This is a genomic window from Robertmurraya sp. (assembly GCF_036676585.1).
Lineage (GTDB): Bacteria > Bacillota > Bacilli > Bacillales > Cytobacillaceae > Robertmurraya_A.
On the sequence record NZ_JAKFCQ010000143.1, the window covers coordinates 1 to 1,843 of the forward strand.

Consider the following 1,843-nt stretch of genomic DNA (forward strand, 5'->3'; position numbering starts at 1 on the left):
GATATCGTTTTTATCGCGTTTAAAATCAATCAATCGGTATGACTTTTTATGTCCCCCACCGAGATAACGCATAGTCATTTTACCGGAATTATTTCTACCGCCGGACTTCTTGATGCTGGTAACTAACGATTTTTCTGGAACGTTAGTAGTCACATCAGAGAAAACTCCTCCTACTCTGAAACGAGTACCCGGGGTAACCGGTTTAAATCTTCTTACTGCCATGTCTTAATTAAATATTGCTGTAAAAGTCAATAGTTTCACCATCTTTTAGCGTAACGATTGCCTTCTTGTATTTCGGAGCATTTCCGGTTACAACACCAGCTTTAGTGTTACGCGATTTTGTTTTACCATACACTACTGCGGTGTTTACAGCCAGTATGTTCACGCCGTACATTGATTCGATCGCACTTTTGATCTCCAATTTGTTGGCTCTGTGATCAACTTTGAAACTAAAGCGGTTTAACTTTTCAGTTAATGCTGAAGCCTTTTCAGTTAAAATTGGTTTCTTTAAAATTTCCATCTTACTTAGCGAACGCTTCCTCCAATGTTTTAACAGTTTCTGTAGTCAGCAATAAAGTTCCTGCGTTCAATACATCGAATGTATTCAACTCAGCGGCAGTAACCACTTTTGCTTTCTTTAAATTCCTGCTTGATAAATAAACATTATTATTTGCTGCCGGAAGTACCAATAATGATTTAACATCAGTTAATTTCAAATCGGCAACGATCTTGGCATAGTTCGAAGTTTTGATAGAATCAAAAGTGAACGCTTCCAAAACAACAATGTTGTTATCTTTTGCTTTATATGTAAGGGCAGACTTACGGGCTAATGATTTCAGCTTTTTATTCAGCTTGAAACTATAGTCGCGGGGCTGCGGACCGAATACACGACCACCACCATTGAACAATGGAGATTTGATAGATCCTGCACGGGCACCACCTGTACCTTTTTGTTTGTATAATTTTTTGGTAGATCCTGCGATCTCATTACGTTGCTTAGACTTGTGCGTTCCCTGGCGTTGATTTGCTAAGTACTGCTTCACGTCCAAATAGATCGCATGATCGTTGGGCTCTACTGCGAAGATCGCATCAGGAAGCTGCACCTTGGCACCTGTTTCTTTACCTGATATATTAATAACCTTAACTTCCATGTTCTTATTTATCAACGATTACATATGAACCCTTAGCTCCCGGAATTGAACCGCTAACTACTAATAAGTTTTGATCTGCATAAACTTTCAATACCTGAAGGTTTTGAATCTTTACGCGGTCACCACCCATACGACCAGCCATGCGCATTCCTTTGAATACACGTGAAGGCCATGAAGATGCACCGAGTGAACCCGGAGCTCTTAAACGGTTGTGCTGACCGTGAGTTTGACCACCCACACCACCAAATCCATGACGTTTTACAACACCCTGAAATCCTTTACCTTTTGAGGTACCAACTACATCGACAAAATCGCCTTCGGCGAAGATCTCAACACTAACTACATCACCTAATGACTTCTCGTCTTCAAAAGTTTTAAACTCAACCAGCTTACGCTTAGGTGTAGTTTTAGCTTTTGCGAAATGTCCTTTTAATGATCCTGTCGTGTTTTTCTCTTTCTTGTCGTCGAAAGCTAACTGAACCGCGCTGTAGCCGTCTGTATCGACGGTACGTAGTTGAGTAACTACGCATGGGCCAGCTTCGATCACTGTACACGGGATGTTTTTCCCGTCAGCATCGAATATGCTGGTCATTCCTACTTTTTTTCCAATAATTCCTGACATTTTCTTTAATCAATTTGTGTCCATCGAAGCAGTAGGGCTTCGTTCAAGACATAGTAAACCCCTCTAAAGG

At 40.8% G+C, this 1,843-nt stretch carries 3 protein-coding genes and 1 pseudogene; all 4 read right to left on the minus strand.

Annotated features, from left to right (window positions below; all coding sequences use genetic code 11):
• Window positions 1-222: pseudogene (gene rplB / locus ACGLXV_RS18020) on the minus strand (50S ribosomal protein L2); the annotation flags it as partial.
• A 7-nt stretch (window positions 223-229) separates the two neighbouring features.
• Entirely contained in the window at window positions 230-520 is a 291-nt protein-coding gene (gene rplW / locus ACGLXV_RS18025) for a 50S ribosomal protein L23 (protein WP_324487766.1), read from the minus strand.
• Between the two features lies 1 nt (window position 521).
• On the minus strand, window positions 522-1,151 hold the full coding sequence (gene rplD, locus ACGLXV_RS18030) for a 50S ribosomal protein L4 (protein ID WP_391559723.1): 630 nt from the start codon (window positions 1,149-1,151) through the stop codon (window positions 522-524).
• Between the two features lie 4 nt (window positions 1,152-1,155).
• The gene (gene rplC / locus ACGLXV_RS18035; protein WP_305364352.1) at window positions 1,156-1,773 is read right to left on the minus strand and encodes a 50S ribosomal protein L3; all 618 of its coding nucleotides are present in this window, start codon (window positions 1,771-1,773) and stop codon (window positions 1,156-1,158) included.
• Window positions 1,774-1,843 lie beyond the last annotated feature (70 nt).

Excerpts from the sequence above, each read along its gene's own strand:
- rplD (WP_391559723.1), bottom strand. The coding sequence starts at position 1,151 with ATGGAAGTTAAGGTTATTAATATATCAGGTAAAGAAACAGGTGCCAAG.
- rplC (WP_305364352.1), bottom strand. The coding sequence starts at position 1,773 with ATGTCAGGAATTATTGGAAAAAAAGTAGGAATGACCAGCATATTCGAT.
- rplW (WP_324487766.1), bottom strand. The coding sequence starts at position 520 with ATGGAAATTTTAAAGAAACCAATTTTAACTGAAAAGGCTTCAGCATTA.